This window comes from Mesorhizobium sp. M0751 (assembly GCF_040320265.1).
In the GTDB taxonomy this organism is placed as follows: domain Bacteria; phylum Pseudomonadota; class Alphaproteobacteria; order Rhizobiales; family Rhizobiaceae; genus Mesorhizobium.
On sequence record NZ_JAMYPH010000005.1, the window covers coordinates 340,000 to 366,651 of the forward strand.

Here is a 26,652-nt window from a genome sequence, read left to right on the forward strand (position 1 = left end):
TCGTCTCCCTGCCTTCGAATCCGATTCAGCTGCGATCCAAAGATGGCGTCGCGACGTTCCAGGTCCGGCACCGGCCTAACTGCACTCCCGGAAGCGCCCTTTCCAAGGCTCGGCACACTGCCTCGAGGCTATGCTGCCGGCGAACGTAGGAAAGCGCGAGTTCTCCGCACCGCTGATTGAGCGACTTCGTTCGAACGATCGTATCCACATCATGGACCAACTGAGTCATGGTTCGGCTGACGAAGCCAATCCCCTTCTGCTCGATCACTCCTCCAGGATCCACCGATAGTGAGACGACCGGAACGCCAATACTCCATGCCTCAAGCATAGTATTGGGGAACCCTTCGACGGACGATGTATTTACCAGAGCGTTGGCTTTCGAGAGCAGGGCCATGACCTCGTTGTCGCGCTTTGGGCCGTAGAAGGTCAGGTTTTTAAGTCTGCGGATCCGCTCCTCCAGCGCCACCTTTACCGTGCTGCTTACCGTGGGATCGAATCCGCCTACCACTGCGAAGCGCAGGCGAGGCAGCGCTTCCGCCAAATCCAGGAACAGATGGAGCTGTTTGCTTGTTCGGATCTTCGCGATCCAGATCGCATCAATGGTGGCCGTGTCGTATACGCGAGGATGTTCGGAGACCGAGCGCACCAGATTCGGCACGTGTGCCGAGCGCTCTCGCAAACGTGGGTTGAGCATAGCCGATTGCTGGTGATGCTGGACCGCAATCACGTCGGTACTTCGCATGCCAAGGCTGAATAGAGGAGCGTGGAACCATTTCTTGTGATCGTAAGCGGTCCAGGCGGTGCAATGAACATCGTTGGCCAGAGCATATATGAAGCGCGTATCGCGGCGCGATCTGGCAAACAGGCCCATCAGCCAAATAAAATCTGTTGGGAGGCGCGCATAGAGAACATCCGGGCGCAACGTGTCCATGGCACGCCAGAATGCTGGGAGACTTGCAGGCAATCGCCACGCCGGTGCGGCAGCGATGCAGCTGACCCCCGCAATCTTGCTGAGGGACTGCGTTTGCCCGTCGCCATATATGAGGCTGACCTCATGCCCCAGACCCGCGAGAGCCGCGGCAAGATGAGCTATCTGTGCTTCAGCACCGCCCGATGAGCGACTATCGCCGGCAAGGACCTGAGTCGATCTATATCCAGGAGAAACAAAGCACCACCGCAACGTCCAACTCCCACTCTTTGGCAAAAACGCATTGCGTGCTGGTCGTGACCTCTGACCGGAGGGCGTCGGTTCGGGTTAATTCCAAAGACCGGAGCGCGAATAGTTTTTTCGGTGCTTCTGAAGGAATTCACCAATGTCCCCAAGTCGGTACCGTGCATGCTTGCGCAGATGGACACGCGTCAGCACCGCATGAACATTGGTCAGGCTTTCAAACCGATTGGAGCAACGCAACTGCTGGAGGGCATTGCCGGCGACCTCGCGCCTGGTACTTCCCCACCGCACTGCGAAAATCACCTCGTCGGCTACGGCGGAAAGGAGGCGGGTTTCCGGTGCGAATGTCGGCGGGGCGTCAATGATGACGCAATCATAGCGTCCGCGCATCCCTTGACAGACATCAACGATTTTCTGAGCCACAAAAAGCGAAGGTTGGTCAGCACCTGTCCGCCGCACCAGAAGATGGTCGCAATCCAGATCTGGGATCGGGCTAATGGGACCAGCGCTCGTATATTCGGGCGAAAGCGTGTGCTCGCCATTCCGGCGCGCGATTTCGAATGCAGCTGTAGTTGACGGATCCTTTAGCTCGTGCAGGTCGCGGTCGATCAGGAGAACCCGGCGGCCAAGACGCGCCGCGCAGGCCGCGAAACTTGTCGCAAGCGTTGTCTTGCCCTCGCCAGGCACACTGGACGTCACGAGAATGATCATCGGCTTGGCACTCGGGCCAGCAGGTTGGAGGATTGCTGCCACGATCGAATAGATGGCCTGACCGTATGCCGATGATAGCCCATCGAACAAATAGCGGTCGCTCTGGCGGCGGTAAGTCCACCGAATGTTAGGGACAAGGCCGATGCACGAGACTCCAAGGGCGTCAACTATGTCACGTTCGCTCCGCAGGGTGCGGTCCATGCGCTCGAGAATAACTGCGATAGCCAATCCGAAAGCCGAGAAGGCGATGAGGGCGGCCGGAATAAAGAGGATCGGGTTGATCGAGCTTGGGCGCGTCGGCGCTCGGGCAGATGTGAGGACATGCGCCGCCACTGTCGCGTCCTGCTCCTCGGCCAAATTTTGCTTGCGCCGGAGAAGATCGTCGTAATGGTTCGCGGCGGATGCGCTTTGGCGCTCGAGAAAGCGAAGTTCGGCTTCGGAAGCGAGGCGGTCGGCGGCCTGGCTCTGCAGTGACTTCAGATCTTGCTCCAGCATCGAGGCTTGTGAGCGAATTACTTCGGCCTCGTTCTTCAACCGAGCCTGCGAACGCTCATTTTCGGGGTCGCTTACTGCACCTGGTTCAGGAGCCGGCATGTCGTGACTCTTGACCTGCTCCTCAGCTGTGGCTGCGGTACCAAGAGGCCTATCGATAGCAGCCTCTCTGACCGCTATTTCGGATCTCGCACGTGCAAGCTGCCGCCTCGTTTGGGCGATCAGTTCTGTATCAGCCTCGACATTGCTCATTCCGTGAACAATGCGGAACGATTCCATCCGCTCTTCCGCTTGATGAACCTCGGACTTGACCTCCACTAGTCTCTGGTCCAGCCAAGCCAGCAAACGTCTGGCCTGCCGCCGGTTCCGATCACGCAGCTCATTGATGTGGAGGTCCACGAATTGGTTCACTATGGCTGCGGCCTTTTCAGGACTCTCGTCGGTGTAGCTCACGGAGATGACGCGGGAGCGGCGCTCTTGATTGACCTTTACGCCAGCGCTGAGTTCCCCGAGGGTGGGAACACCTGGCCGAGCATCACCAGCCTCGGCTTCTGAATCCGGTGTGGGAAAGATGCTTTTGATCGAGCCAATCAACGCCCGGAGCCGTGCCCGTAATGTTTTGATGGAATTCCTCAATACCGACGTTTCGTCTGGCGTTTCGGACTGAAAGTCCGGGTGGTCGTAGAGGCTGGCCTGAACCGACCGGATATGATCTTCGGCAGTTAGAAGAGCGATGGCCGTATCGATCACGGTCGGATCGACGGTTTCGAATATGGTCGACTGAGTTGAGTTCGCATCGCGCGGGCCAGGGTCGATCATGAGCTGAGCCGTTGCCGTATACGAAGGCGGGACTGCCAAGGCGGCAATGAAAGTCACGAAAGTGCCGAACCCTGCTATGGCACCTATTAGGACCGTGTGCCGCCTCACGATGTCGGTGAGTCTGGAAAATTGGACTCCAGGATCCGGTCGCGAATCCGAAGGCGCCGAACCGTCTATTCGAGAGTATCTCCCGCCCGGTACCCTAACGCGTTCCATGACTTGCGGCCTTCTATTTCGTCAGGACAACTTCAGAAATGTGGATGGCATGCTTGGCCTCCGATGCCGCGCCGTCTGGAGGAAACCGGTATTCAATTCCTAAGGAGCCCGCGGAGGTGCGTCTTCATGCGTTCAGATGGTGTCGGCAGGCACAAAAGAATGAGACTTTGAGGAGTGGGATCGAGATCTTCAGGATCAATCCAGGCTCCGCCGGGCCGAGCCAACCGGTTCACGAGCAAACGCGTCGGGGACGTCATGAAGACAGCAAGGTTAGGCCTATGGCGCCAAATGCTAAGCGTCGGCTGGATGCCACTCCTGTTCACTCTCGTGACCAATGCAGCCGCAACGGAATACAAACTTGCGCCAGGGGACGCGATAGAGGTCACGATCGAAGGATTGCCGGAGTGGCATCACCGTGTCCCCATCGACTTCGATGGAACGATATCTCTGCCGACGCTTGGGACTATCGAAATCGCAGGTTTGACGGCCGCAGAAATGCGGAACAAAATCGCAGCCGCCCTGCCGACACGACTGTTCCGGGAAAGGACTCCCGAGGGCCGCGAATATAGCGTTCTGGTTCTCCCTACTGATATCGCGGCAAGCGTTGCCGAATACCGACCTATCTACGTCGATGGCGACGTCTTGACGCCAGGCCAGTATGCGTTCCGGCCTCTTATGGCGGTTGGACAGGCCGTTGCCCTTTCGGGGGGCTACAGCACCATACGGGGAAGCCATGCCACGGCTGATCCTAACCAATTGGTGGACTTGCGCGAGGATTACAATCTTCACGCGTTGGAATATGTCAGAGAGACCGTGCACCTGTCACGGCTGCAAGCCGAACTGAACGATGCAGATAGCTTCGAAGAGAATATTCCGGCAACCCAGCTGATTCCCGCTGCCAATCTGGCAAACCTCATTCAGTCTGAACTGAATTTGCTGAAAACCTCACAAGAAAGCTACCATCAGGAAATCGCCTCAATTCGTGCCGCGATGAAGCAAGCGGACGGGCAGATCGCAATTCTCGCTCAACAGGAAGAGAAGGAACAAAGCGGAGCACAGGCTGATGCACAAGAGCTTGAAAAGCTTACCGCGCTGTTCGAGGCCGGCAACGTGCAAGCTACGCGCGTGTCGGAGGCACGCCGCGCGGTGCTGCTGTCTTCCACGCGCCAGCTTCAGACAATTGTGAACAAGATGGAAATCCAGCGAGGACGGGAGGCCTCAGCGCAGACTCTCAACAAGACTGCAAACTCGCGTCGGATCGGACTCCTTCAAGACATTAGAGAGACGAGCGAGAGACTGGCCGGTGCGGAGTTACGATTGAGGGCCGCCAGTGAGAAGCTTCGCCCTGGCGGGACGACTTCGCCCTCTGAAATGCTCGGAACGGCTGCGGCGCCCGTGATCACGATCATGCGCAAAGTCGATCAGGATTGGCTCCGCGTCCCGGCAGACGAGCATACCGAGCTGTTGCCCGGCGACATCGTCAAAGTCTTGCTCCCTTCCAACCAGATGCCGGGTCCCGCAGCGGCGATCAGGGAACTAGATAAGGCGCCGCAAAGCCGCCAGCCTGCCGAACAATCCGCTGCAGTCCAGACGCACCCAAAACAAGACCGGCACACCCCAAGTGAAAAGGACGCCTCCAAAAGCGAGTTTGACTAATGGGCGCGGCACGCGGTTCGAGGCGAGCGGAGGCGATCGCCGTGGTCGTCGGACAGCTCGGGCAAGGCGGAACAGAGCGGCAACTCTATCATTTTCTCGCCCACTGTGATTTTACCCGCTGGGCACCCACCGTCTATGTGTCGGGCGAGCTCGGGTTCTGGGAAGCTCCGATACGCAAGCTCGGTATTCCTGTGGTGCTGTTGAAGGGCCGCCGCCTGGATAAGATGCGGCAATTGCGTGCGGCATGCGTCGCCCGCAAAACACGATGCTTCTTTTCCTGGTCGTCCTATACCAATGTGTTCGCGCTCGCCTTGACCGGGCTGGGCATCCGACGCATCGGATCATTCCGCAACACCTTGTTTGCTGATCTGCCGACAGAATGGCGCGGCTTATGGTCTTGGGTGAGCGTGGCCGGCATCTCTGTCGCGGTTTGCAATTCCCGCGAGACCCAGGAGCAGCTCGCGCACCGCCTGGGCTCAAAAAGGTCTGTCGTCTATGTGCCCAACGTGGTCGAGATTTTCCCCTCTGATCAGATAGCCAAGTGGCGTGCCGAGTGGCGTCGGCGGCTTGATCTGCGCGACGACGCAGTGTTGGTGCTTGGGGTAGGCCGACTAGCGCCGCAGAAGCGCTTCGACCGGTTTATCGATACGATCGCACGAGTAGGTCGGCACCGCAGGGTGCAGGCCGCGATTGCGGGACAAGACCTCGGTTGCCTCGGCGAGTTGAGGAACCAAGTGGCGCGTCTCGGACTTGACGATAGAGTCCGTTTTCTCGGCAGCGTGCCTGATGCCCGAGAACTCATGTGCGCCGCGGACATTTTCCTGCTGTCTTCCGACTATGAAGGCATGTCCAATGTTGTGCTGGAGGCCATGGCCTCGGGGGTGCCCTGCATAGCCACGCGAGTGAACGGCGTCGCCGACCTCATCCAGAACGGCGTGACCGGGATCATAGCCGAACCCGAACCGGACGAGCTATCGCGCCATGTTCTTCGCCTCGGAACGGACCCCGGCATGCGGCGCGAGATCGGCACCCTTGCGCGCGCCTGGATCGAGCAGAAGTTCCAGCCGAAATCGGTGACTGGCCAACTCTGGACGTTATGCGCGGCGGGGAACGACGCCGACACAAGAGAAGGGATTGGCCATGCGACTCGCCATCTTCGTCGATCAGGTTTTCTGGCGCGACGGCGACACTCTTTCGACGGATGAGCCTTACATCCTTTTTCCGGCTAGCTTCATCGAGTCCGTCGACGAGATCATCTTCATCGGGCGCGAGGCAAGGCAAGCCGGGCGCGGGCCCTATGTGCTCGACCAACCGGGGGTCACGCTATGCTCGCTCCCCTACTATCCGAACTTGTATCAGCTGTGGCGCCTCAGCCCGAGTACGTTCCTGGAGATACGTCGCCGAATTTCCGAGCAGGCGCGGAGTTGGGATGCGATCCTGATTGGCGGTCCAAATCCGATCGGGCAGATGATCGCGATGCAGTGCATTTCCCTCGGTGTGCCGGTGAGCCTCGTGGTTCGCCAGAACCTGATCCAGCAGATGGGCACCCATCGGGGTTTGAAACGCCTCGCTGCCATGGCGGCCGCAAAAGCACTTGATTGGCATTTCAAGCGGCTTGCGCGTAACCGAACAGTGTTCGCTGTAGGCCGAGACCTTGCTCGGGAGTACGGCCGCTTCAGCAACCGTGTGCACGACCATATGCCCTGTCTGATGAGGGACGCGCAGCTCAGGACCTTTGCAGAAATGTGTTCCGGGCCTAATCCAAGGCGTTTGATCTGCGTTGGCCGGCTGGCTCCCGAAAAGGGACATCACGTGCTTCTCGAAGCACTAGCGCACCTCAAGCAGCGCGGGGTGTCGTGCCACCTCGATATCGTTGGAACAGGACCGCTTGAGGCGGAGCTCAAGGCTCGATCAACCGCTCTCGGCCTACGTGACAACGTCACATTCCGCGGTTTCGTGCCTTACGGGCCGGCTTTGTTCGAATTTTACCAGCAAGCCGGAGCGCTCGTGCTCCCATCCTTCACGGAGGGCTTTCCGCAGGTCATCAATGAGTCGCTGTGCATTGGTCTACCCACGATCGCGACGGCCGTGGGAGGAATTCCGCTTTTCCTGAAAGACAATGAAACAGCCATGCTTGTTCCGCCAGGCAACGTCACTGCGCTGGCAGCTGCGATCGAGCAAGTGGTATGCCGCCCCGAATTACGGGAGCGCTTGCGCAGCAATGGGCGCGCGCTGATGGTCGACAACACCATGGAAGCCAATCGCGAACGGATGATTGGAGCTCTTCATGCCGAAGTCTTCTCAAAAAAGATCGCCTGAATACCGGTCAGCGCTCGCCGACTATCCAGGAGCGCGCATCCCTGAGCAGCCGACCGTTGGCATCGTTATCCCGGTCTGCAACGAGATCGCACATCTTAGTGCACTCGCTTCCAACCTTTTCAGTCAGGATTATCCCGCGATTGCCGAAATCTGGTTCGTTGACGGAGGGTCAACCGACGGAACGCTACAGATGCTGCAACAGATGCAGCGGCGCGACCCACGAGCGCGCGTCATCGAGAGTTCGGGGCGTGGCCCTGCGGCTGCCATCAATCTGGCGGTTCCTCGCATGCGGACGGACGTCTTCCTGCGTCTTGACGCCCATGCCCACTATGAACCCGACGTCGTCCGGCAAAGCGTCTCAGGGCTGCTCGCCACAGGTGCGGGAGGGGTGGGAGCAATCGCGCGTCCATTGCCTTCGCAATCGCTGGTTGGTCGTGCAATCGTGGCGGCACATAGAAGTCCCTTTGGGATCGGAGTTGCCAAATTTCGCAGAGAAAACGCGTCAGGATGGACCGACACGGTCTGGAATGGCTGCTATTGGAAGTACATCGTTGACCAAGTCGGCCCACTGCGAGAAGATCTTTGGCGTGCTGAGGATAACGACTTTAACGAACGTATACGTCGGCTCGGCTATGGTCTCTATCTCTCTCCGGACATCCGAGCTTTCTATCAGCCCCGGGAAACCCTGTCCGCACTTTGCAAGCAATATTTTGGCAACGGATTTGGCGGCGCCCTCGCGTGGGTCGAGAATTGGCGCGCGTTGCGGCTCCGACATCTCGCTCCGCTCGCACTGGTAGCAAGCCTGTCAATTCCGTTTGCGGTTTCTTTATTTTGGCCGCTCGCGCTGCTCCCCGCAGCAGGCATACTGTTACTTTACGAAGTTGGGTTGCTGTGCGCTACCTTGCAGGCCGCTTACACAGCGCCGGGCATGCATCTGCTCCTCTTCCCGGCGGTGCTGGCGGCGGTGCACTTGAGCTATGGATGCGGTTCCCTTTGCGGACTCGCCTTGCACGGCTTTCGAAAAGCCGGTAGCTGGCGTTGGCTTCACCCCGCGCTGGCCCTCTTGCTCGGGCTGAGCATCTTCTACTTCCTGCTGCCTTCGGGTGCTGGGCAGGGAGAACCGGTCATATGGCTCGTGCCTAGTTTGGAACGAATCAGCCAAGACGCTGCCCCCGGCGATCGGCTGAAGATCGAGCTTTATGCAGCTCGTGGTGAAACCGAGTCGTTCCAGGTTGGAATCCGTGCGCCGGGCGCCGCCCTCACCAACGTGACGATTCAGGTCCAAGATCTGGTCAGCAAAGGCGACCGAGCCCGTATCGCTGCGAAGACTGTGACGCTTTACCGCGAACACTACGTCCATGTGGCGCGATCCAGTCCCGACCTGAAAGGGTCGAACCGACCGCTTGGCCCGGGATGGTACGCTGATGGGCTGATACCGCTGGATGCCGAGGGAATCACTTTAGCGGCACAGGGCCATTCCCGACCTGCAACCCGCTTTTCCGTCCCTTCGCGCGCTAACCAGCCTATCTGGATCGACATATCCGTTCCACCCGGCACGCCACCCGGCCGCTATGGCGGCACCGTGAGGGTGTCAAGTGATCAGGGCAATGCTGTCGGCGAAGTCGTGCTTCATGTGTGGGACTTCACACTCCCGCTTACCCCGTCGTTGAACTCTGCTTTCCTTATCTGGGATGCGAATACTCCGCAGGCCCAGGCGGAGTTATTGAAGCACAAGCTAATGCCGCGTGACGTGCGTGTTCAGAACCAAGCCTCCTTCGTTGATAGGTTCGGACTAAAATCCACCAATCTCGGCCTGTGGAGCGATGCCAGCATGGCTCAATGCGCGATGAAGCCGCCGCCATCGCTCGAAGAGGTGCAAGAGGCGGCAGCTCAACAGCATCCCGCCCTCCATCTCTTCAACTACACAGCCGACGAAATCGACCGCTGCAAAAGCCTCTATGGGACTATGAAAGCCTGGGCACGCGTCCTGCATGAGGCAGGTATCGACAATCTGGTTACCATGACGCCTGCCCCTGAGCTTTTTGACGATGGCACTGGAAGCGGGCGTTCTGCGATCGATATCTGGGTGCTTCTTCCCAAAATGTATGACAGCGCACCGGAGCGGATTGCTCAGGTTCTGGCAAAGGGTGATGCGGTTTGGTCATACAACGCGCTCGTTCAAGACGAATATTCTCCCAAATGGGAGATAGATTTTTCGCCGATCAACTTTCGTATCCAGCCCGGATTCATCAATCAGAGCCTCACGTTGACCGGGTTGTTGTATTGGCGCGTCGACCTTTGGACAAACGATCCTTGGAACGACGTGCAGACCTATCGGACGGGAGGTAATGATTATCCGGGCGAGGGAATGCTTCTTTACCCGGGGCAGCCCGTCGGGGTGGAGGGCGTCGTACCCTCAATGAGGCTCAAATGGCTGCGCGACGGAGTCGAGGACTACGAATTCATCGAGATCCTCAAGCGAAAGGGCTGCGGCGAAATCGGTGCGGAGATCGCGCGAACTGTTGGGGCCTCATGGAGGAGCTGGACGCAAAACCCGGAAGCGTTGGAGGCTAGCAGGCGGCAACTTGGATCCATTCTGTCGGGCCTTGGTGGTCCGGGAGCTGGCTGCCATGCGCATTTGACCGGCGATGAAGTCAAACTGCTTCGAGAAGCTGGATCGAGTACCCGCGCGCCCGCCGATTGAGGCACGACACGCTTACGCAACGCAGTGTGTCCTGCATTGGACAAGGAAGCCAGCGCGAACGTAGTCCGCGCTGGCAAATCTGTCACACTAAGAAAAAGGAAGAATGGATCTGCGATAAATGCATGTCTAGGAAGCCGATGTTGCCATGGTCGCTGGCTGCGAATACGTCGTCCTTGGCGCCATCCCCATCAATGTCGGCGGTGACAAACTCCAGGTCGTTAAAATGCAGACCAGTTCCGTGCAGGTCGATTCTATCGATCCCTGCCTGCCAGTCCATTATCACATCCGTACCCCAGTTGGCTTCATGGAAGACAAAGACATCGGCATCCTTGCCGCCGGCAAGGAAGTCGTTGCCGTGCCCCCCCGTCAATTGGTCAGCCCCATCGCCCCCCTCAAGGATATCATTGCCGTCCCCGCCGAATAAGTGATCGTTACCGGATTTGCCATCGATCATCTCGGCAGCCGCGGTTCCGACGATCTTGTTTGCGCCACCATTGCCGTCGATCTCCTTGTAAGAGCCGTAGTCGGGTAGGCCGATGGGAACCTGACCAAGCCCGGATGAACTTCCAGACACGGGCCCAGATACGGGACCAGGCACAGGCTCGGGCTGAGATGGGACCACCCCCCCAGACAGCGCAGGCTGCTCGAAGGCGCCCAGATCTGGCGCGGATCCCACATAGTCGTGGCCAAGGTCGATTCCTTTGTCGACAAGGTCACTCCCGTTCGCGAGATGAAGGAATTCCGTGGTCGGGAGTGAGCCGTCGGCTGCACGATGCCCCAGCGCCGTGCTGTCGTTCAACGACACAAAATCGCTGGAGTCCACCTTTACAGGTAAGGTCCAAGAATTGTCTTGGCTCGATCCGGACGCCGCCACTCTTCCGATTCCGGCCGAAAGATTGTTGCGGAAGGTATGCTCCTGTTCCCAAAATCCATAATTATATAGGCCGTTATCGTACGCGGTATTGTTCTGGAGCGTTATTGGGTTGGAGGCGGAATTCTCGTCAAAACCGTTCGCATGGTTCCCCCACGCAACGTTGTCGGTCACGATATGGCCACCGGAGGTGCTGCTCGTACCCGCGCGAGCGCCGCCCAGCTTGAAGCCATTTCCATCACCAGCCACGCTGCCATCATTGGCGTAGCCATTGTCGAACGCCCAGTTGCCCTCGATGACAAGGGGGGCAGCATGGGTGTTGTCATGCACGTTGAAAAAATCGTAGCCATCGTCCGAGTTGGCCCACGCTCGATTGCCCCTCAGCACGTTACCCGTGCCTGTGGTGGAGACTTGAAAGCCGTCCGCGTTGTCGCGATGCAGATCCTGGTTATGGTGTGAGTCGTTGTTCAGAAGCAGGTTGTTCGAGCTTGCGCCGAACAACACAATGCCCTTTCCCTCCCACTCGGAATTCCATCCGTTGTGATGGACGTTCAACTGCTCGATCGTGTTGGAATTCGATTGACCCTCGATCATGAGACCACCTTCAGGCCCATTCCTGATCTCAAGACCCTTAATGTGGTTCCACGACGCACTTTCCATGTCGACGACATAGCCGCCGCTCATTGAGGATCCGTCCAGGATGGGTACCTCATTCTGGTAGTTTGTCACCGTGATCGGATTGCCACTCGTGCCGTCATGCGTGAGCCGCACTTCAGATGTGAGTTCATAGACACCTCCGCGCATATAGATCGTATCGCCGGGCTTTGCGATATCGTGCGCATGCTGAAGCGATGCGAATGGTGTATCCAACAGACCAGCATTATTGTCTGATCCATTGGGGGACACGTAGTAAGACGCCATTCTGTCTCTCCTTGTAGGTTTATTGCCTTAGTTAATACAACCTATAGTTTAGTTGTAAATTCCCTCAAAGGCGGTTAGTTATTGATTCGATTCTTCGAGAGTGCGAGGGCTGATTGGACGCCTAATGCGACAAGACTTTGTCCGCACCCAAAATTCCACAGAAAGTCGAAGAGGCGCGTCATCCCCATGGGAGGACAGCTCGAGCGGCTGCCAGGCCCCAGCCGACAGCCCGAATTCCAGCAACGCGAACCGGATCGCGTGCGCAGGGCCTCGCCATCGGCTCCTGCCTGACGTCCCGGCCAAGCCTCGGACATGGCAGTGCGAGGAACTGATGCAGGAGGCCTGCTCTCGGCCGAATGCTGGCCGACAGAGCGACGACGGCGGTGCCATCCGTGATGATCTCAAACGATGCGGCGTCGAAGCAGTAATCTCGACAAAGTCGAAACGGAAGATTCAGCGCCCCGTCGACAAGCCCAGATACGCTCCCCGCAACCGCATGGAGCGCTCTCTGAGAGGTCCGCTACGATACTCCGCCAGTCTGGATCTTGTGCTTGATCCACTGGCGCTCCATCCTTGCTCGTTCTCTAGAGTCTATGACGTTCTCGCCACGCTGCTGCCGAACATAATCGAGGAACGTCGCTACCGGTACGAACCAGCCATTCTTCGAGGCGAGGCGCCTTATGAGTTCCCTGAACCGCCAATTGAGATTTCCGTCCGTATCCTGAAAACCGGCAGCGAAATGCGTATACATGATGCAGGCACCGCCCTCAGCTTCCAGGCGATCCTGGTTTGCTTCCGAAATGGTACGAATAAACGAATCGACGTTCGGCCCCTCAGATGATGAGAACCATTGTTTCACAAAGGGCCTCTCGGGATCGTAATATGGCATGAGAGGATAGGTCCTCATCGTATTTATATCCCCGGTAATGAAATTGCGTACGTAATCTATACGATCGCGGCAGAGATCTCCCCAAAAGTAAGGACTTTCTTCGCAATGACCGTAGAAGCTTTGTCTTTTCAGAAGAAGCTTATATGCTTGCCTCCTGATCCCGCTCAGCCGAGCATCTCCCCAATAGATATTCTCAGCGGAGCTGGCATGATTAGCCATGGTTCGAGGGTAGCCGCCAAACAACTCGCGGAAGTATTCAAGGCCATGCGCGATATTGGTTCGCTCTGAGCTATGGTAGGTCGCGCCGTGAAAGCCTATCTCAAATCCATCGCGGCGAAGTTCACGGATATACGCCAGATAAGCCGGATCCTCACAGGTAGCTCCGCCCATCTTGGAGTTCTGGGATCCGCGAATTGGCCAAACAGACTTCGTCGTAAGAAGGCCATAGTCGCGCAGGCAGTCATAAACCTTCTCAAAATTGCCAGGAACTGCAAGGTCCGTGTCGTCAAACACCGTGAACACGAAGGACTTTCCATCTGGCCAGTATAGCTTTTCCATTCAAGACATCACTTCGTCCTCGAACGCGTCGGCCACTACTAGATCATGTCATGAAACCCGTGTCATCGCGCGATCGAAGGATCGGCTCGTGATCTCAAATTAAAGATCCGGCGTTTCCAGCCACGCGGCGCGTCGTACAACATTCTCCCGGCATCTCGAAGCATAGATACTACAACGCTCCTGGATGCTCTAAACTTCTGGTACATTACTGTATCACCACCATATTTCTCCTTGTAAGCACCGCCGCCGCCCCAATAGTGCCAATGTACACCTCGACGCTTCCAGTACTTCATCGCATACCAGTGCATCACCTCATTGGGCCGTACGTTCTGGTGCTCACGAAGGCTGGCGTTTCCCCAGAAATAGGAAATATCATTAAATCCAGGGAATATACCTGTGGCAATGCTCCGCCCGTCTGGATCGCGCGCGCGTAAGAGAAGTAAATCGCCGGTTGGATAGATGTGTCTGATAAGAGCTTCCACTCGATTCATGCCATATGTTGGCCGCATGTTCTGCTTGGCGAAGACGTCTTGCAACTGAGTGAAGTACTCTCCCGCAAACCCATCCGGGGCGGCTTCCTCGATAACGACTCCGGACTTGGCAGCTTTCCTGATGCAGCGCCTGCACGCTCCGTCCATGCGGGCGAAAAGTTCGTCCTCTGTCATCAGAAGGTTTGATCGAAAGGTACGGACGAGCTGCGCCTTGACTCTGACATCTCGGAAGTGCTCCGCGGTCAGATAAGGATCTGACATTTCCAGATGATGGCAGCCCAGGTCAGAGAATGCGTAGCCGATGAGCGCGTCGACTGCATCGGCTCTGGACACGTCGTGCCGCAGATTGAATCCCATATACGGGGTCGTCCAGCCTGGGAATGGACTTCCTAGTATTTGGAAACCCATCCGCCGGACGATGACACCTACAAAAAATCCAACGGTCACGCCCGCGTCTTCAATTCGAGCCACAACCGGATCCCCGGCCTGGGTCTCGCAAACGAAATCAATCCATGCCTTTCGCTGCGAAAAAGTTCGGTCGCTGAAAGAATCGAGGAGCGGCCAATTTACGCCGGTATAGACCTCCCGTTCCAGCTTCATCCCGCAGATCCCCATACCTCCAGTTACATGATACCATAGGTCTAGCAGCCTGACTCGAAATTCTGGTTTGTGCGGGAACTGGTTGAGTGGCGCCGTCCGTCGTGATTCGCTTGAGTTGTCTAGACTTGAGCGAGGTCCAAACATGGGTTTGACGGAGGCCACCCGCTGGCAATATTGCCGCGCGGGGCAGAGCGTTCCTGCCGGGAGCGAAGGCGACGGGACGACCGCGGACGACCGCATTGCGGGCGTGTGGACGCGCTCTCTATATCGCCTGGACGGCTGCCAGTGGGGGCATTGCCTGAGCGGTTCCCGCCGGTTTCGAGGTTCAGCGCTATTTCTATGCCTGGCAGGACGATGGGCTGTGGAAGACCATCAACTTCCACCTGGTGGCGGCGGCTCGCATCGCCCTCGGTCGCGAGGCGAACCCCAGCGCCGGCGTCATTGACAGCCAATCGGCCAAGACCACGGACGTTGCCGTTTGGCGTGGCTACGACGCCGGCAAGAAGGTCAAAGGCTCAAAGGCCGCAAGCGCCACATCATCACCGACACCGAGGGCCATCTGGTTGAGTGACGGTGCATACGGCCGACATCCAGGACAGGGATGGGGCAGTCGGCGTCATCACCGCGATCCGGCAGCTTTACCCGTGGTTGCGCCATCTGTTCGCCGACGGCGGCTATGCCGGAGAAAAACTCACGAACGCTCTGACCGATCTCGGCACGTGGACCCTCGAAATCATCAACCGTTCGGACGCCGCCAAAGGCTTCGAGGCCCTGCCTCGACGATGGGTCGTCGAGCGGACTTTCGCCTGACTGGGACGCTGTCGCCGGCTCGCCAAGGATTTCGAGGTCACCATCGCCCGCGCCGAGGCGTGGATCTTTATAGCGTCGATCCGCCTCATGCTGCCATGCTGCGCCGGATGGGAGCTCCGGTCATGCGTGATCCGAGTTTCGAGTCAGGCTCCTAAGGCTGTGGAGCGAGTGGTCGTTACCTCGACCAGCGGAGGTGAGGTGCATGGGACGGCGATCGCGATGCCGATCGGTGAATCGAACGTTTGCAGGGACGATCTTCCTATTCAGCTTCGAAGATCGGCGCGGATGAAACGGCGGAAGGGTTCGCCCGTTCGTTCGGGCTTCCTGTTGTCATCCTGCGACCGTTCATCTTCGTAACGTAGAAGGATGCACTATCCTATTTGAGGCTGCTTACCTGCCACTTTCGCCTTACGACGTCATAGAGGCCGAGAACAACAAGATATCGTCTCAGCGCTGCCCGGAGCGGCTTGGGGAGAGTAGCCAAGGGGGGCATCAGACCCGCTCGCCGCTTTTTTGCCAATGAAACAGACCAGTCATACGACACGCGCTTCACCTCGATGGCTTGGCGTGCGGTATCGAGAACTAAATAGGTGGCGCGTGGATCTGAGGTTCGCGATTCCCCGACGGATCCCGGATTGACAAGGTAGAAGGCACCCTCCTTGAGGCTGATCTCGTCGCCGGGAAGTTGTCGTGGCACGGAGTCCTGCCATTCGAAGACGCCAAGGCGGTGTGTGTGTCCGAAGGCACAGATCCGGATGCCAGAGGGGTGATTCATGAGTGCCTCGAAGCTTTGTCGGCGCCGTTCGTCATCGTCTAATCGAACGGTTTCACAACCTTTCTCCGGGTGCAGCGCGCCATGAACCGCAATCAACTCGTCGCTAATCTCGGCCTTAAGAGGCAGCCCGGCAAGAAATGATACAGCTTCAGAGCAGAGCCGCCGGCGTGTCCACAGGATCGCGCGAGCGCCGACAAAACCGAAATCGTCGGTGGTGATCTGTTCGCAGACAGCCCTGTCGTGATTTCCAGCTACGCATGCAACTCCGTATTTTTGTAGCAGGGCTATGCACTCTGCCGGGTCTGTATTGTAGCCGACGATATCGCCAAGGCATATGATACGGTCCGCCCCTTGCGTAGAGATGTCGTCGAGAGTCGCCTGGAGTGCCTCGAGATTGGAGTGAACATCAGAGATGATCGCCAACCTCATGCTGCCCTCCGCGTTGCGGATTGCACAAGATGAGAAAGTCGTTTGCTAGCGTTCGAGATGCCCCGATGCCACACAGTTCGCAGCAGGACCGGATCATCCCAGTTCATATGCGAAATCGTCTCGCAGCGGATAACCCAGGGCAACCACGACCGCAGGGATACCCCGGTGGAGCGGGCAGCAATCAAATCGCTGGGGAGCGTGCACCATCGGACACCCGGATGGGCTTTTGCAGGACGCGGGCGGGGTTGGCCAGTTAGATCCGCATAGACCAGCGCTGGTATGTTGACACCTGCGCGTGCACCCAAGACATGCCAAAGATTGAAGCGCGGATTAACCTCCAGAAGGTGAAGCGCACCATCTGGATCCCGTTTAAAATCGAACTTGGCGACGCCTCGTAGATCCAGCTTCTGAACCAGCGTACGGCCGAGTGATGCGACATCCGCCGCATCCGTAGTCTCCAAGGCTGTGCTGTGACCACATGACGCCGGATAAGTTCGGATTTTCCGCCCCGTAAATTCGCCGGCAATTTCGCCCCGATGATCAACATAGACATGATAGCTTTCGATGCGGCTTTCCGGCCCCGGTATCATCTCCTGGACGAGAAGGTCCATCTCGTTGTTGGCCAAACGGGGCCACAGCTCTCGGAATGCCTTCTCTGTGGCGACCTCGATCGCCTTGTGATTACCTGCGATCTGGTCCCAAGGTGATCGGCGTCTGAGGGGCTTGATGACGACCGGAAAGCGCAGATCAAGGGAAACGGGCATCGAGCCTGGACGTGGGCGAATCCTTCGCGATGCCGGAACGGGAAGGCTCAGGCGTTCGGCCAAGATTTGGAAACGGGCCTTATCGACGAGGTCTTCCACCAGCGGCACTTCGGGCAGGATGAAACGGAAGGCCTGCCCCAGCCGCTCGCGGTATCGCGACACGAACAGCAGATGGGAATCCTCTTCGAAGAACAGGACGGGGCGCTCCTGCTGTACAGTGCCGAAGCGCAGCAACATATCCGCCAAACCGTCCAGGTTCTTTGAGAAGCTCTCCCAGGGGAGGACCGCCCGGACGAACCGCGAATAGGTGGCCGGGTTGCCAGGCGGCACCACAACCGCGCAAGAAACGCCGGCAAGTCCGAGAGGCCGGACCAAGTTCATATCGCCCATGACGCAAGCCATCGGGCCGACGACCGACGTGTGATTCACAGGAGCTCCTCCTGTCTATTACGGAACGCGAGCGCGATGCATTCCAATCCCGTTTGCGCAGCTACGACCCGCCGAACCCTCAGGACAGTGTACACCCGTGAAGCACATTTGGTAACGGTACAATCGGGGTGGTACGTGCTGGTAGTCTTTCCTGGACAAAAGCTGACCTCCATCGTCGCTTTGGCCACAACTTGTGCTGTTGTCGAGGCCCCTGGAAAAACGACCGACCGCCTTCGCTGGGTGCGACACGCGTCGGATCAGCACCCCTGGTCCGGAGCCCCGCGGCCAGCACTCCAACGCTGCATGGCCAACGTCGACCGTGGAACGGGCAACCTACTTTTGTTCCGTGACAGCCGGCTAGACCGTCGCACTGATTGGGAGCCCGACAAGCCGGTAAGCGACGCTTGCGCCCTGCGTCGCGAAACAGTGAAACAGTGGCACTCACGCAGCCTCGATGTCGGTCTGCGGAAAGTCGGCGCCTTTGAACATTAATGGCTGGGTCAAAATGTCGGGCACAAGCATAGGCGAAGCAGTCACCAAAGTTCAGCCGCCGGGTGCCGGCCCTTGCCGAAGCGGTCGAAAGCGTCAAGCGCGAGTCGAGCCGTGTTCGGCGGCACCGCGACCATGTCAATCTGTCAATCTCCATCAACGAGAGATAGCTTTCCACGGCCTCCGCCGCCTCGCTGATGCCAAGTCCAAGACTCTCGCGACCGCGATTGCAGCCTCCCATACCGCAAGTGGCCAGGTTAGCCGCTTTCTGGTCTGCTGCATGCGTGCTAGGAGTTCGCGCACGCATCATCCTCGTTTGTCATCAGCGCCGTCAGGGCGTCGATGAACATCAGTCATTCTCGTACAGGCTGTCGCGAAACGCCTTGTTCGCGGGTCTGCCTCGATCAGGCTTGCCCTGGGCTCGCAGATCCCGGCAGAACCTGACGCCGATCTCCACCAGGGACGCTCTAGCCTGTTCGCGCTCAAGCTCATGCTTGAGCGCGGCATGGCCGGCCTCTGTCAGACCAGTCCTCTTAAGCGCGGCAACCCGGGGGGCCAGCGCGTCGGTCTCGGGATTCTTGGTGCGGAACGCCATCATTCCATCACTCGCTCGTATAGCCGTTCAAGTGTATCGGTTTATAGGAATTTGGACACCGAGTGAATGCCACCCAGCATCAACCGGCCACGACGCGAATCGGCCGTGCCACGCGCAACTGCAGGCTGTATGAGGATCGTATCTTATGTTTTACAGACCTCGAGCAGTGTCTGAGGTCGCTTCCATAAGTCACTGCTACACCTGCACTTTCGTGCGGGTTTGGAACTGCGCAACCATCCTCTAGCCAGATCCAGCAGCCTTGCCGCTTGCAATAAAATGCGGGTTGGCGAAATCCTCGTCGTCACTCTGGTTGCGCTTGCCATAGGCGAGCGGCTCACCATCCAGCGTGCGCGTCATGCCGCCGGCGGCGCGTAGCACCGAGTCCCCCGCAGCAGTATCCCATTCCATGGTGCGTCCGAAACGCGGATAGACGTCGGCCTCGGCGCCGGCGACGAGGCAGAATTTCAGCGAGGAGCCGACCGAGACGATCTCGGCAGCGCCTAGCGAGCGGATATAGGCGTCGGTTTCGGGCGTGTTGTGGGAGCGGCTGGCAACGACGGTCAGCGGCACCATACCGGCCCTTGCCGAAATCGGCTGGCGATTGACGATCTCATAGTCGTCATTGATCTCAATCGCTTCCGCTTTGCCCGGCCGGCCGGAAAAGAAGCGGCCGGTGCAAGGCGCGAAAACAACGCCGATCTCCGGCACACCATGGCGAACCAGCGCGATGTTGACAGTGAAATCGGTCTTGCGGTTGACGAACTCCTTGGTACCGTCGAGCGGATCGATCAGGAAAAAGGCGGCGCCGAGATCCGGCGCCATGATGCCGGCCGAAGCTTCTTCCTCGGCCACGCATGGAATCTGGGGAAATGCGGCACGCAGCCCGGCAAGGATGATCTTCTCGCTCTCGCGATCCGCCTCAGTCACCGGCGAACTATCCAACTTGCTGTCGACCGCACAGCCGGCACGAAAGACGCGCATCACCTCGCGCCCTGCCGCCAAGGCAAGGTGCTCGAAGACGGCGAGCATCGCTTCGTCGTCAGATACCGCCGCCGCTTTCATATTGGTCTTCGGCAATGTCCCGCTCGTTCAGCCAGTGTTCAAGGGCGTCCACCATCTCCTCGGCCGATCTGCCGAGGGTCTTGAGATGGATTTCGGGCTTTTCCGGCACCTCATACGGGGAATCGACGCCGGTGAAATTCTTGATCTCGCCGTTCAACGCCCGCGCATAAAGACCCTTCGGATCGCGCCTGGCGCATTCCTCGAAGGGGGTGTCGACAAACACCTCGACGAATTCGCCGTCGGCCATCAGTTCGCGCGCCATGCGCCGCTCGGCGCTGAACGGCGAAATGAATGACACGATGACGATCAGCCCGGCGTCGGCCATCAGGCCCGCCACTTCGGCGACGCGGCGAATATTTTCTACACGATCGGCGTCGGTGAAGCCGAGATCGCGGTTGAGGCCGTGTCGGACGTTGTCGCCATCCAGAATGTAGGTATGGCGGCCGGTGGCGAACAGCTTCTTTTCGAACAGATTGGCGATAGTCGACTTGCCCGAGCCCGAAAGCCCGGTGAACCAGAACACCGCCGGCCGCTGGTTTTTCATGTCGGCACGCGCGCGCTTGCCGACATCGAGCGACTGCCAGTGGATGTTTTCGGCGCGGCGCAGCGAATGCTGGATCATGCCGGCGCCGACGGTGGCATTGGTGATGCGGTCGATCAGGATGAAGGCGCCGGTGGTGCGATTTTCGGCAAACGGATCGAAGGCGATCGGCGAGCGCGTCGAGATGTTGCAGATGCCGACTTCGTTCATTTCAAGCGACTTGGCCGCCTCATGGGCGAAGTCGTTGACGTTGACGCGGTATTTCAGGTCGGTGACGGTGGCGCTGGTCTGGTCGGTCTCGGTGCGCAGGATGTAGGAGCGGCCGGGCAGCAATGCATGTTCGTCGAACCAGACGATGTTGGCGGCGAACTGGTCGGCGACCTGCGGCCGCGCTGCCGGCGATACCAGCATATTGCCGCGTGAGACCTCGACTTCGTCGTCGAGGACAAGGGTGATGGCCTGGCCGGCAACAGCCTGCTGAAGGTCTCCGCCATGCGAGACGATGCGCCTGACACGGGAGGATTTGCCGGATTTGGCGACGACCACCTCGTCGCCCGGCGCAACCGAGCCGGAGGCGATGGTGCCGGCGAAACCGCGAAAATCGAGGTTGGGACGGTTCACATATTGGACGGGAAACCGGAACGGCAATTCGACCGCGGCCTCGTCGACCGAGACGGTTTCGAGATGTTCAATCAGCGTCGGGCCGGAATACCAGTCCGTCCTATCGGAACGGCCGGTAACGTTGTCGCCATAACGGGCCGACATCGGAATGGGGACGATCGTCTGGAAGCCGAGCTCACGTGAGAACTGCGCGTAGTCCGCGACGATCCGGCTAAAGACCGCCTCGTCGAAGCCGACAAGATCGATCTTGTTGACGGCGAGCACGATGTGGCGGATGCCAAGCAGCGAGGCGATGATCGAATGTCGCCTGGTCTGGCGCAGTACGCCCTGGCGGGCATCGATCAGCACGATGGCGAGATCCGCGGTCGATGCACCCGTCGCCATGTTACGCGTGTATTGTTCGTGGCCGGGCGTGTCGGCGACGATGAACTTGCGCTTTGGCGTGGCGAAGAAGCGATAGGCGACATCGATGGTAATGCCTTGCTCGCGCTCGGCCTCGAGGCCGTCGACCAGCAGCGCGAAGTCGACGTCATCGCCGGTGGTGCCGTGCTTGCGCGAATCGCGCTCGAGCGTGGCCAGTTGGTCCTCGAAAATCTGCTTGGTGTCGGAAAGCAGGCGCCCGATGAGCGTCGACTTGCCGTCGTCGACCGAGCCGCAGGTCAGGAAGCGCAGCAGCGACTTTCGTTCCTGTGCCGCCAGATAGTCGCGGACGCCGTCGGTCGGGGCGAGGCTCTTGGCCATGATGTGGCGCATACTCAGAAATACCCCTCGCGCTTCTTCTTTTCCATCGAGCCGGCTTCGTCGCGGTCGATCAGGCGACCTTGCCGCTCGGACGTGCGCGCCGTGAGCATTTCGCCGACTATCTTCTCCAGAGTGTCGGCGTCCGAGTCGATCGCGCCCGTCAGCGGATAGCAGCCGAGCGTGCGGAACCGAACCATCCGGTTCTCCACTGTTTCGCCGGGCCGCAGTTGCATGCGCTCGTCATCCCTCAGGATAAGCATGCCATCGCGCTCGACGACCGGACGCTCCTTGGCCAGATACAGCGGCACGATCGGGATGTCTTCCTGAAGAATGTACTGCCAGATGTCGAGTTCGGTCCAGTTCGACAACGGGAACACCCTGATCGATTCACCGGCAGCGATGCGGGTGTTGAAAATCTTCCACATCTCCGGCCGCTGGTTCTTCGGATCCCAGACATGCTGGGCATTGCGGAACGAGAAGATGCGCTCTTTGGCCCGCGACTTCTCCTCGTCGCGTCTGGCGCCGCCGAACGCAGCGTCAAACCCGTATTTGTCGAGCGCCTGCCGCAGCGCCACCGTCTTCATCACATGTGTGTGGGTGTTGGAGCCGTGGTCGAACGGATTGATGTTGTCACGCACGCCGTCTTCATTGACATGGACCAGGAGGTCGAAGCCGAGCTTTTGCTGCATCTGGTCGCGAAAGGCGATCATCTCGCGGAATTTCCAGGTCGTGTCGACATGGAGAAAGGGAAAGGGCGGCTTGGCCGGATAGAATGCCTTCATCGCCAGGTGCATGAGCACGGACGAATCCTTGCCGACCGAATAGAGCATGACCGGCTTGGCAAAAGCCGCGGCCACCTCGCGAAAAATATGGATGGATTCGGCCTCGAGCCGCTGAAGGTGCGTAAGCGCGATGTTCATGGACTGCGAGCGTTCTTTCGTACTCAACGACGGAAGTGCCTGTGTCGGCAACGAAGGCGACCTTCAGCCACCCGATAAACTGCACTTCTGGACAATCTATTCTCGTGGGGCGTTCTAGCAGATCGTTCCTGCCCAGAACAATGCAAGACAAGCCTGCGGCCGAATGGTTCGGGAATGAATTTTCCATGCTGCAGGCAAAATCGGGAAATTTCTGCTCAGCGACCGATCGCGCTTGGGAGGTGCGGGAAAATATCGCCTAGGTTGTGGAAAGGCAGCCGCCTCTTGTCATGATGCATCCCATTGGCCCATTGGCTAACCGCCTTGCGTCATCGAAACCTTGGCTGCCAGCGCGCCATTTGATCTCGGAGCCAAGGTCGGGTTCGTCTTGGCCTGATCGACGGGGTGCAGCCCACGGCTGAAGCGAGCAGATCGAGTAGCCGCGAGCGCGGGAGTTATGATTCGGGGTTCGCAGGATCGGGCCGAGTCAGGCCGACTACAGTTACCTCTCGAAGCTAGGGCAAGTAGACACGCTCGACCGAGCTATTACCGACCTGGCCTCGAGTGGTGACGACAAGCATCACATAATGCCCATGCGCGCCTCGCCAAGCCGCTCGCCTGTATAGTGATCGCGGCGGATCGGCCCCCACCACCATTCATTCTGGATATACCAGTCGATCGTTTTGGCGAGGCCGCTGGCAAATGTCTCGCGCGGCGCCCAGCCCAGATCGAGCCGTACCTTGGAGGCGTCGATGGCATAACGGCGGTCGTGGCCAGGGCGATCCGCGACAAATGCGATGAGGTCGCGATACCGCCGAGACCCCGAACGCGGCCGTCGGTCGTCCAGAATATTGCAGATTGCCTCGACCACCTCCGTGTTGCTGCGTTCCGAGCCGCCGCCGACATTGTAGCTCTCGCCGACTACACCTCGGATAGCGATTAGAGCCAAGGCGCTGGCGTGATCTTCGACGAAGAGCCAGTCGCGCACGTTACTGCCGGCGCCGTACACCGGCAGTGGCTTCTCTTCGAGAGCGTTCAAAATGACGAGCGGGATCAGCTTTTCGGGAAACTGGCAAGGACCGTAATTATTGGAGCAGTTGGAAAGCACGACCGGCAGGCGGTAAGTTCTATGCCACGCCCGCACCAAATGATCGGATGCGGCCTTTGAAGCCGAATACGGCGAGGATGGCGCGTATGGCGTCTGTTCAGTAAAAACACTGTCGTCGAAAGGCAAATCCCCGAACACCTCGTCGGTCGAAACGTGCTGGAAGCGGAAGCGGCTCTTTCTCTCGCTGGGAAGGCTGCGCCAATATTCCAGCGCCGAATTCAGCATACGGTAGGTTCCAACGATATTGGTCTCTATGAAGGCAGCGGGCTTGTCGATCGACCGGTCGACGTGGCTTTCGGCGGCCAGATGAATGATGATGTCAATCTCGTCGCGATTTAGAACCTCTAGAACTGCCCTCGCATCACAAACGTCCGCGTGCTCGAATCTATAATTGTGGGCGTTCTCTATTGGACGCAGTGAAGTGAGGTTTCCTGCGTAGGTGAGCTTATCCAAATTGGTTACACGGTAGTCTGGATTGCTACACAAATGACGGCAGACCGCCGAGCCAATGAAGCCGGCCCCTCCGGTTACCAGAAAGTTCATGCTGCCCCCTTATGCATTGCCCCTCTCCTCCGCTTAGCGAGTGATGGCGCCTCGTTCCGGGCAGAGCTGGAATCCGTCAGCCATCGGTCGCCATCCGATGGCCATTGCAGGATCACTGAAGAGGATTGATCGATCATGCTTGGAGAATAGGTCTCGGGACCTTGTAGAATACCTCGGTGTCCGGCAGGAACGTGAAAAACCGTGCGCAAAGCCTTTCGGCACGGGGATTTGATTGCCTTTTGAGGACAATCTAGTGGAATGAATGTGACGGTCGAGTCCGAATGTGGATTCCCGTCGGCGGTTTTGCGTGCGAGTCTTGAGGATGCGCACCGGGATCGTTGTCACAGTGACCGCCGCGGACCGTGACCGGCTGGAAGCCATTGTTGCGGACCGCAACAGCCCTCAGAAGCACGTCTGGCGCGCCAGGATCGTGCTGGCCACAGCGGATGGGCTCGGCACGATGGCGATCATGCAGAACACGGCGATGAGCAAGACGGCGGTCTGGCGTTGGCAGGAGCGGTTTTGCGAGGAAGGCGTCGATGGCCTTCTGCGCGACAAGACCCGGCCCTCGCGCGTCAAGCCCTTTGGGCCGGAAGTGGCCGGACGGATCGTCGCCCTGACGCTGGCCGAACCGCCGGGCGAGACGACCCATTGGACCGGCCGCGCGATGGCGAAGGCCGCAGGCGTGAGCCTTTCCTACGTCCAGCGCGTCTGGCGCTCGCACGGGCTTCAGCCGCACCGCATCCGAACCTTCAAGCTCTCCAACGACCCGCAGTTTGCGGCGAAGGTGCGCGACATCGTTGGACTCTACGTCGACCCGCCGGCCCATGCCGTGGTCCTGTCGATCGACGAGAAGAGCCAAATCCAGGCGCTGGATCGCACCCAGCCGGGATTGCCCATGAAGAAAGGCCGCGCCGGCACCATGACCCACGATTACAAGCGGCACGGAACCACTACCCTCTTTGCAGCTCTCGACGTGCTGGAGGGCAAGGTGATCGGCCGGTGCATGCAGCGCCATCGCCATCAGGAATTCATCCGCTTCCTCAACGCCATCGAAAAAGCCGTGCCGGCGAAGAAAGCCGTCCACGTCATCCTCGACAATTATGCAGCCCACAAACACCCGAAGGTGATCGCCTGGCTTTCCCGTCATCCCCGCGTCACCTTCCACTTCACGCCGACCAGCGCCTCATGGCTGAACGCGGTGGAGGGGTTCTTCGCCGCGCTGACCAAGCGACGCCTCAGACGCGGCGCCTTCGTCGGCGTCGTCGATCTGCAGGCCGCCATCAACCGATACCTCGCCGACCACAACACCGACCCCAAACCCTTCCGCTGGAAAGCCGACCCCGACAAAATCATCGCAGCCGCAAGCCGAGGGCACCAGACGTTGGATTCAATCCACTAGAGTGCTACCCGTCTCTCGAATGTCTTCGGCTGCGCGATCGGTCACCTCCACATCATGCACGTTGCCGCCAACCCGCCTACAGCTTGTTCCCAAGCACGCGGTGGAGCATTGTTCCGGGCGGGAAGATGAGGACGAGGCTCAAAACGCTGACAAAACACCTGACCCACGGCGGAGCATTCAGAACGGCCGCGAAGACCAGACCTCGAACAATCCCCCGAGAAGGCCGATAGCTCCCCAGATCAGAACAATCGCGACTCCCGCCGCAGCGTAAAAGAGTGCCCGGCGGTACCCCGTCGTGCCGTGTCTCTTTTGGCCTGCACATCTAGCGCCTGAATTTCGATCCTGCATCACTTGCCTCTGGCTTGTTGGTTACCCGACTGGCGAACGACATTTCAGATAGCGCGAAATAATCAAATGGAAAGTGCTCGCCAAGAGCGGTAGGAGCAACCGGTCGGCTATCTTGACGGCAGACCTGCTGCGCAAAAAATCAGCAACGTACCCCGAATGCCGCGAACTTGAGTTATGGATTGGTCGCGCTCGATGTAATGATGCAATTGCGATCCCTACCGACTTCTTTCAACCACGTCGCCTTTCCGCTTTCGGCTTTCTGCCGCAGATCATGAGATCATGTGATCATGAATGGGAGCAGGTCGTTCAACCAGGAGATCGCGCCGGCCGGGGGGTAAGGTCGTGAAACGCCCGGCAAGCCCGGTAGCGGTGGGGGCGGCGTTAAACGATGACCTAGACCTTTGGCGTTGTCAGAGCTCACCCGTGGTCGAAGAGGCCCGTTTGTTGTTGCGGCTGGAATGGTGTGGCGCCCATGCGCCTGCGGCGGAAACATAGACACCGTTCTGCCTTCAGGTAGATCTGGTTTTCGACCGGCACGTGAAAGGCGGCGGTCAGCAGTAAGCGGTGTTCTCGGGCCACGGCCTTGAGCTCGAGCTTGTTGATGTAGACCCAAGGCAGGAGATCGTCGATCTGGCTGTTGGGGTGGCCGTTGACGATCCT

The 26,652-nt window shown here is 58.8% G+C and carries 19 protein-coding genes and 3 pseudogenes; 7 read left to right on the forward strand and 15 right to left on the reverse strand.

The features are described 5' to 3' along the window. Positions 1 to 25: 25 nt before the first annotated feature. Together NKI19_RS11750 and NKI19_RS11755 are read right to left on the reverse strand one after the other, a co-directional pair. Complete coding sequence (locus NKI19_RS11750) at positions 26 to 1,204, reverse strand: glycosyltransferase family 4 protein (protein ID WP_352493247.1); 1,179 nt, start codon at positions 1,202 to 1,204, stop codon at positions 26 to 28. A 51-nt stretch (positions 1,205 to 1,255) separates the two neighbouring features. Further along, the gene (locus NKI19_RS11755) at positions 1,256 to 3,193 is read right to left on the reverse strand and encodes a GumC family protein (protein ID WP_352493248.1); all 1,938 of its coding nucleotides are present in this window, start codon (positions 3,191 to 3,193) and stop codon (positions 1,256 to 1,258) included. A 522-nt stretch (positions 3,194 to 3,715) separates the two neighbouring features. Between NKI19_RS11755 and NKI19_RS11760 the strand changes: the two genes are divergently transcribed. Genes NKI19_RS11760 through NKI19_RS11775 form a run of 4 tightly spaced genes read left to right on the forward strand, consistent with a single transcriptional unit; the run spans position 3,716 to position 10,088 of the window. Then, entirely contained in the window at positions 3,716 to 5,065 is a 1,350-nt protein-coding gene (locus tag NKI19_RS11760) for a polysaccharide biosynthesis/export family protein (RefSeq protein WP_352493249.1), read from the forward strand. Positions 5,066 to 5,106: 41 nt separating this feature from the next. After that, positions 5,107 to 6,270 (forward strand): glycosyltransferase family 4 protein, encoded by a 1,164-nt coding sequence (locus NKI19_RS11765; protein ID WP_352493250.1) that lies wholly within the window; start codon positions 5,107 to 5,109, stop codon positions 6,268 to 6,270. Then, complete coding sequence (locus NKI19_RS11770; RefSeq protein WP_352493251.1) at positions 6,206 to 7,384, forward strand: glycosyltransferase; 1,179 nt, start codon at positions 6,206 to 6,208, stop codon at positions 7,382 to 7,384. The genes NKI19_RS11765 and NKI19_RS11770 overlap by 65 nt, the downstream gene beginning before the upstream one ends. Next, positions 7,353 to 10,088, forward strand: a complete 2,736-nt coding sequence (locus tag NKI19_RS11775) for a glycosyltransferase (protein WP_352565836.1) — start codon at positions 7,353 to 7,355, stop codon at positions 10,086 to 10,088. Before NKI19_RS11770 ends, NKI19_RS11775 begins: the two co-directional genes overlap by 32 nt. Before the next feature lie 82 nt (positions 10,089 to 10,170). Here the strand turns inward: NKI19_RS11775 and NKI19_RS11780 are convergent, their stop codons facing one another. The 3 genes from NKI19_RS11780 to NKI19_RS11790 form a co-directional block, all read right to left on the reverse strand. Next, a complete protein-coding gene (locus NKI19_RS11780) occupies positions 10,171 to 11,880 on the reverse strand; it encodes a calcium-binding protein (RefSeq protein WP_352493253.1) in 1,710 nt (569 codons plus the stop codon). Positions 11,881 to 12,400: 520 nt separating this feature from the next. Next, positions 12,401 to 13,291: a polysaccharide deacetylase family protein gene (locus NKI19_RS11785; RefSeq protein WP_352565834.1), complete on the reverse strand. Its 891-nt coding sequence runs from the start codon at positions 13,289 to 13,291 to the stop codon at positions 12,401 to 12,403. A 98-nt stretch (positions 13,292 to 13,389) separates the two neighbouring features. Next, on the reverse strand, positions 13,390 to 14,418 hold the full coding sequence (locus NKI19_RS11790) for a GNAT family N-acetyltransferase (RefSeq protein WP_352565833.1): 1,029 nt from the start codon (positions 14,416 to 14,418) through the stop codon (positions 13,390 to 13,392). A 194-nt stretch (positions 14,419 to 14,612) separates the two neighbouring features. On the opposite strand from NKI19_RS11790, the pseudogene NKI19_RS11795 reads away from it, so the two are divergent. Together NKI19_RS11795 and NKI19_RS11800 are read left to right on the forward strand one after the other, a co-directional pair. Continuing rightward, positions 14,613 to 15,318, forward strand: a pseudogene (locus NKI19_RS11795) (IS5 family transposase); the annotation flags it as partial. Between the two features lie 72 nt (positions 15,319 to 15,390). After that, positions 15,391 to 15,575: pseudogene (locus NKI19_RS11800) on the forward strand (GDP-mannose 4,6-dehydratase); the annotation flags it as partial. A gap of 29 nt (positions 15,576 to 15,604) precedes the next feature. On the opposite strand, the gene NKI19_RS11805 reads toward NKI19_RS11800, so the two are convergent. The 9 genes and pseudogenes from NKI19_RS11805 to NKI19_RS11845 all read right to left on the reverse strand — a co-directional run bounded on the left by NKI19_RS11805 (position 15,605) and on the right by NKI19_RS11845 (position 24,623). Further along, entirely contained in the window at positions 15,605 to 16,432 is an 828-nt protein-coding gene (locus tag NKI19_RS11805) for a metallophosphoesterase family protein (RefSeq protein ID WP_352565831.1), read from the reverse strand. Further along, positions 16,429 to 17,625, reverse strand: coding sequence for a carboxylate--amine ligase (locus NKI19_RS11810; RefSeq protein WP_352565829.1), 1,197 nt, complete (start codon positions 17,623 to 17,625; stop codon positions 16,429 to 16,431). Before NKI19_RS11810 ends, NKI19_RS11805 begins: the two co-directional genes overlap by 4 nt. 441 nt (positions 17,626 to 18,066) lie before the next feature. Beyond that, positions 18,067 to 18,464 (reverse strand): annotated as a pseudogene (locus NKI19_RS11815) (type II toxin-antitoxin system VapC family toxin). Next, a complete protein-coding gene (locus NKI19_RS11820; protein ID WP_352565828.1) occupies positions 18,464 to 18,712 on the reverse strand; it encodes a type II toxin-antitoxin system VapB family antitoxin in 249 nt (82 codons plus the stop codon). Before NKI19_RS11820 ends, NKI19_RS11815 begins: the two are co-directional and overlap by 1 nt. A 237-nt stretch (positions 18,713 to 18,949) precedes the next feature. Beyond that, positions 18,950 to 19,738, reverse strand: a complete 789-nt coding sequence (cysQ, locus tag NKI19_RS11825; RefSeq protein WP_352565944.1) for a 3'(2'),5'-bisphosphate nucleotidase CysQ — start codon at positions 19,736 to 19,738, stop codon at positions 18,950 to 18,952. 10 nt (positions 19,739 to 19,748) lie between these two features. After that, a complete protein-coding gene (gene cysN / locus NKI19_RS11830; RefSeq protein ID WP_352565826.1) occupies positions 19,749 to 21,686 on the reverse strand; it encodes a sulfate adenylyltransferase subunit CysN in 1,938 nt (645 codons plus the stop codon). A gap of 2 nt (positions 21,687 to 21,688) precedes the next feature. Further along, positions 21,689 to 22,594, reverse strand: a complete 906-nt coding sequence (gene cysD / locus NKI19_RS11835) for a sulfate adenylyltransferase subunit CysD (RefSeq protein WP_352565825.1) — start codon at positions 22,592 to 22,594, stop codon at positions 21,689 to 21,691. Between the two features lie 577 nt (positions 22,595 to 23,171). Beyond that, a complete protein-coding gene (gene rfbB / locus NKI19_RS11840; RefSeq protein WP_352565823.1) occupies positions 23,172 to 24,242 on the reverse strand; it encodes a dTDP-glucose 4,6-dehydratase in 1,071 nt (356 codons plus the stop codon). Positions 24,243 to 24,275: 33 nt separating this feature from the next. Further along, positions 24,276 to 24,623, reverse strand: a complete 348-nt coding sequence (locus NKI19_RS11845) for a dTDP-4-dehydrorhamnose 3,5-epimerase family protein (RefSeq protein ID WP_352565821.1) — start codon at positions 24,621 to 24,623, stop codon at positions 24,276 to 24,278. Here NKI19_RS11845 and NKI19_RS11850 point away from each other — a divergent pair. Next, entirely contained in the window at positions 24,565 to 25,644 is a 1,080-nt protein-coding gene (locus tag NKI19_RS11850; RefSeq protein ID WP_352453923.1) for an IS630 family transposase, read from the forward strand. The two genes, NKI19_RS11845 and NKI19_RS11850, sit on opposite strands and share 59 nt — an antisense overlap. Before the next feature lie 765 nt (positions 25,645 to 26,409). On the opposite strand, the gene NKI19_RS11855 is transcribed toward NKI19_RS11850, so the two are convergent. After that, positions 26,410 to 26,652 (reverse strand): hypothetical protein (locus NKI19_RS11855; protein ID WP_352951134.1); only part of this gene is annotated, 243 nt, incomplete at its 5' end.